This window comes from Gemmatimonadota bacterium, from assembly GCA_041390125.1.
In the GTDB taxonomy this organism is placed as follows: Bacteria; Gemmatimonadota; Gemmatimonadetes; order Longimicrobiales; family Gaopeijiaceae; genus JAGQIF01.
The window spans coordinates 1-4,585 of sequence record JAWKQN010000039.1 but is presented as its reverse complement, the minus strand read 5'-3'; the positions used below and the strand labels follow the sequence as shown (position 1 = coordinate 4,585).

Here is a 4,585-nt window from a genome sequence, read left to right as displayed (position 1 = left end):
GCACCGACTGCCATGGGCAGGACACCTGGGAAGGGGCGCAGGGCTTCGATCACGATGACGCGCGCTTCCGCCTCACCGGCCTGCACCGATCGGTCGACTGTGCGGGATGTCACGCCGCGCTGACCGGTCCGCCGAACCCCGGCCGGCTCCGGTTCCGTCCGCTCGCCTTCGCGTCGTGCCTGGATTGCCACGACGACAACCACGACGGGGCGATGGGTGCGGACTGCACGGCCTGCCACGGCACGCAGGGCTGGGATCGCATCTCACGCCAGGGCTTCGAGGGAGATTTCGATCACGCCTCGACCGGATTTCCGCTGGAGGCGGCACACGCCGCGCTGACGTGTCAGGGTTGTCACGCACCGGAGCCGGACTCCCAGGATCGCCTCCGGATCCGCTTCGCCCCCCGCACGCGCATGGCGTCCTACCCCCGGCCGCTGGTCCAGCAGGCCTGCGAGTCCTGCCACGTGGACCGCCATGGGACCGAGTTCGCCGCCGCAGACGGCGGGACCGACTGCACCGGCTGCCACGACCAGGCCGCGTGGCTCCCGACCCGCTTCGACCTGTTCCGGCACGACGCGGAGACCGTCTTCCCACTCGAGGGCGCACACCGGGCGGTCGATTGCGCCGGCTGCCACACGCTCGATCCGGCGGCCCCTCACCTGCGGTTCGACCTGGACGCCCGCGAGTGCGTCGATTGCCACGCCGCCGACGATCCGCACCAGGGGCAGTTCACGGGACGGGCGTGCACGGAGTGTCACGAGGTGACGTCCTTCGGGGTGCGCAGCTTCGACCACGGACGGACGGGCTACGCGCTCGACGGCGCCCACGAAGGCGTACCGTGCGCCGGATGCCACGCGCAGGAGCCCGCGCCCGACGGGTCCATGTTCATTCGCTTCCGCCCGCTCGGGACGGAGTGCCGTGCCTGCCACGGAGGAGACCGATGAGCGACACCACGATCATCTGGCTGCTGGGCGCCGTGCTGATGGTGGTCACGACGGTGCCCGTGGTGCTGCGGCTGCGCGCCAAGGAGGAGCAGAGCGAAGCCGCCGACCTGGAGGCCCTGAGGTATGGGCTCAAGGAGCCCGCGACCCTGCATCCCGTCATCAACCCGGACGTATGCATCGGAATCGGGAATTGCGTCTCCGTCTGCCCCGAAGGGGACGTGCTGGGGATCCGCAACGGGCAGGGCTTCCCGGTCATGCCCGCCCGCTGCATCGGCCACGGGCTCTGCGAACGGGTGTGTCCGGTCGAGGCCATCCAGCTGGTGTTCGGGACGGAGAAGCGGGGCGTGGACCTGCCCCGCATCCAGGAGAACTTCGAGACCAACGTGCCCGGCATCTACATCGTCGGTGAGCTCGGGGGCATGGGCCTCATCCGCAACGCCTTCGAGCAGGGCCGCCAGTGCATCGAAGGCATCCGCAGCGAGAGCCGCGCGACCGACCCGGAGCTGCTCGACCTCGTCATCGTGGGCTGTGGCCCCGCCGGCCTGTCCGCCTCCTTGAATGCGAAGGCTGCCGGTCTGCGCTTCGAGACGATCGAGCGCGAGGATCTCGGCGGTACCGTGCGACACTACCCCCGGAAGAAGCTGGTCATGACGGCCCCCGTGAAGGTGCCCAACTACGGCAAGATCGGCGCGCGCGAGATGCGCAAGGAGGAGTTGATCGAGACCTGGGAGCGCGTGGTCGCCGAGGCAGGGCTGGTCGTGCGCACCCACGAGACCGTCCAGAGCGTGGAGGTCCGCGAAGGGGGCGGCTTCGACGTCTACACCACCAAGGGCCTGCTCTCCGCCAACCGCGTGGTGCTGGCGATCGGCCGCCGCGGCGTGCCCCGGAAGCTCGGTGTGCCCGGGGAGGATGCACCCAAGGTCATGTATGCCCTGCGCGAGCCCGAAGCCTACGCCGGAGACCGCATCCTGGTGGTCGGCGGTGGCGACTCCGCGGTCGAAGCCGCGATGACCCTGAGCGAGCAGGAGGGGACCGCCGTCCACCTCTCCTACCGCCGGGAGCAGTTCTCACGGATCAAGCCCGACAACCACAGGAAGCTGGAGAAGGCGGTGGCGGCGGGCCGGGTACAGACGATCCTCGGCACCCAGGTCAAGGAGATCCACGACGAGCGCGTGATCCTGCAGGGTGCGGACGGCTCGCCGATCCTGCTGCCCAACGACCAGGTCTTCGTGTTTGCGGGAGGCGAGCTCCCCACGCCCTTCCTGACGGCCTGCGGGATCGAGATCGAGAAGCGCTTCGGGGCTCCGCGCGTCGCCAAACGGAGCGCGCGCCGCTCCGCCTGAGCGCCCCAGAGGTGCGATCCGTCCGGGGGCGTGCGCTCAGCCCCCGCCCGACACGTGCGCCGCCGGTGCGTCCGCTCCGTGCCTGCCTCCGTGGCCGCCGTGCGGGCCGCGCTCGCCCAGCATGCCGCCACGCATCGCCACCGAGAGCAGCCCTGTGACCAGAACCACCAGCGCGAGGACGCGCCGGCCACGCAGGGTGCGCAGGCCCAGCCGCTGCGAGAGCAGCACCAGGGCGGCCAGCGCGGGGACGGTCCCGGCCCAGAAGGCGGTCATGACGAGTGCGCCGGACAGCGGGCCCAGCGTGGCGAGCGCCAGTCCGAGCGCGGCGTAGACCAGCCCGCAGGGGAGCAGGCCCGTGGCCATGCCGAACAGGACGCGCGGCCCGAAGCGCGGACCGCGCGTTCCCGGCCGCGCCAGCTGCGTCAGCCCGGGGGGGCGGAAGCGCGGCTCGGGCAACACGCCCGCGAGCACGCCAGCGAACCAGACCACCAGGACCAGGGACACCACGGTGGGGAGCCACCGCGGTCCCGGGAGCGCGGCGCCGAAGGCGCCCGCGAGGCCGCCCAGGCCGGCGTAGGTGAGGCCGCGGCCCAGGTGCCAGCCGATGGATTCCCGACGCGACGTGCCGCATGCGACGGCGAACGGTCCACACATCCCGACGCAGTGGGCGCTCCCGACCAGGCCGGACAGGAACGCACCCACCACCAGCCCGGCGAGCGGGGTCATCGTTCGAACTCGGCCACGAGGATGCGGAGCGGTCCGTCCCCGGGGACGGCCTCCAGGTCGAAGCCATCCAGCCCGGCCCGGGCCAGCACGCTGTGGGCCTCGTCGAGGAAGAGCGGCACCGGTACCCCGTTCGGGACCGACACCACCAGGCGCGCGAGTCTTCCCCGCCGGACGCGCGTGAGCGCCAGCGTGCTGCGGGCCAGATCACGAAGCTGACTGGCCATCTCGGAAGGGCTGTCGATCAAGCCGGGGCTCCAGAACGGGACACGAGGCTCGACGGCCCATTTGCAACGCACGTGCCCCGCGGCCCGGCCCCGCTGCAACGCCGCAAGACATTGGAAATGGGGAATATACGGCGCTGCGTCTTGTCCGGGTGCCACCGCGTCGCCACCCTTGCTGTGGGATTTCGCACAGTCCGAGTGGGGGTTCGTGAACACGTCGACACCGGTCGTTCTCGTCTGCGACGACGAGGAGCTGATCCGCTGGTCCCTCTGCGAGCATCTGCAGGCGGAGGGCTACCGGACCGTGGAAGCCGAGGACGGGGAGCAGTGTCTGGAGCGGGTGCGCGAGCATGCGCCCGCGCTCCTGGTGCTGGATCTCAAGATGCCTGAACGGGACGGCCTCTCCGTGCTGGAGACGCTGCGCTCGGACGGCAACGACGTCCCGGTCATCGTGCTCACCGCCCACGGAGGCATCGAGAGCGCCGTCGTGGCGACCCGGCTGGGGGCCAGCGCGTACCTGACCAAGCCCTTCGACCTGGTCGAGGTGGGCCTGAAGGTCGAGAAGGTCCTGGCCGAGGACCGCCTGCGCAGTGAAGTCAGCTACCTGCGGAACCGGCAACGCGCCGGGTACGGCGAGTTCATCGGAGCCTCCGCCTGCCTGGCCCCGCTGTTCGAGGCGCTCGAGCGGCTCGAGCGCGTGGATGCGCCCACCGTGCTGGTGACCGGGGAGAGCGGGACGGGCAAGGACGTGGTCGCGCGCGCCATCCATGCCCACGGCCCCCGCAGGAACGGGGTGTTCGTCGAGGTCGACTGCGCCTCGCTCCCGGAGCAGTTGATCGAGAGCGAGCTGTTCGGTCACGAGCGGGGCGCCTTCACGGACGCCAAGAGCATGAAGCGGGGTCTGTTCGAGCTGGCGGCCGGCGGTGTGGTCTTCCTGGACGAGATCGGCGAGATGAAGCCGGCGACGCAGGCCAAGCTCCTGCGCGCGCTGGAGAACCGCACCTTCCGTCGCGTGGGGGGCGTGGCGCCCATCCCGCTCAACGCCAGCGTGGTGGCCGCCACCAACCGCGACCTGCGTCGCGAGGTGGAGGTGGGTGGATTCCGCGAGGATCTCTTCTTCCGTCTCAACGTCATCCCCATCCACGTGCCGCCGCTGCGCGAGCGACCGGACGACGTGCCGGCCCTGGTCGCGCACTTCCTGGACCGCTTCTCCAACACGCTCGGCCGCCGCGTCGAGGGCGCCTCGCGGGACGCCATGACCCTGCTGAAGGCGTACGGCTGGCCCGGGAACGTGCGCGAGCTGCGCAACGTGCTCGAGCGCATCGTGCTGCTGGGGCGTCACCCGACCGTC

Annotated in this window: 5 protein-coding genes; 3 read left to right on the top strand and 2 right to left on the bottom strand. The window is 71.1% G+C overall.

Translation table 11 applies throughout. From position 1 onward, the window contains the following. Together R3E98_21745 and R3E98_21740 are read left to right on the top strand one after the other, a co-directional pair. A partial coding sequence (locus R3E98_21745; GenBank protein ID MEZ4426034.1) for a cytochrome c3 family protein occupies window positions 1–944 on the top strand: 944 nt, incomplete at its 5' end. Further along, window positions 941–2,287, top strand: a complete 1,347-nt coding sequence (locus R3E98_21740; protein ID MEZ4426033.1) for an NAD(P)-binding domain-containing protein — start codon at window positions 941–943, stop codon at window positions 2,285–2,287. The genes R3E98_21745 and R3E98_21740, both read left to right, overlap by 4 nt. 36 nt (window positions 2,288–2,323) lie before the next feature. On the opposite strand, the gene R3E98_21735 is transcribed toward R3E98_21740, so the two are convergent. After that, window positions 2,324–3,013: a sulfite exporter TauE/SafE family protein gene (locus R3E98_21735; protein ID MEZ4426032.1), complete on the bottom strand. Its 690-nt coding sequence runs from the start codon at window positions 3,011–3,013 to the stop codon at window positions 2,324–2,326. After that, window positions 3,010–3,258: a hypothetical protein gene (locus R3E98_21730; protein MEZ4426031.1), complete on the bottom strand. Its 249-nt coding sequence runs from the start codon at window positions 3,256–3,258 to the stop codon at window positions 3,010–3,012. The genes R3E98_21735 and R3E98_21730 overlap by 4 nt, the downstream gene beginning before the upstream one ends. A gap of 184 nt (window positions 3,259–3,442) precedes the next feature. Between R3E98_21730 and R3E98_21725 the strand changes: the two genes are divergently transcribed. Further along, on the top strand, window positions 3,443–4,585 hold a 1,143-nt coding region (locus tag R3E98_21725; GenBank protein MEZ4426030.1), incomplete at its 3' end, for a sigma-54 dependent transcriptional regulator.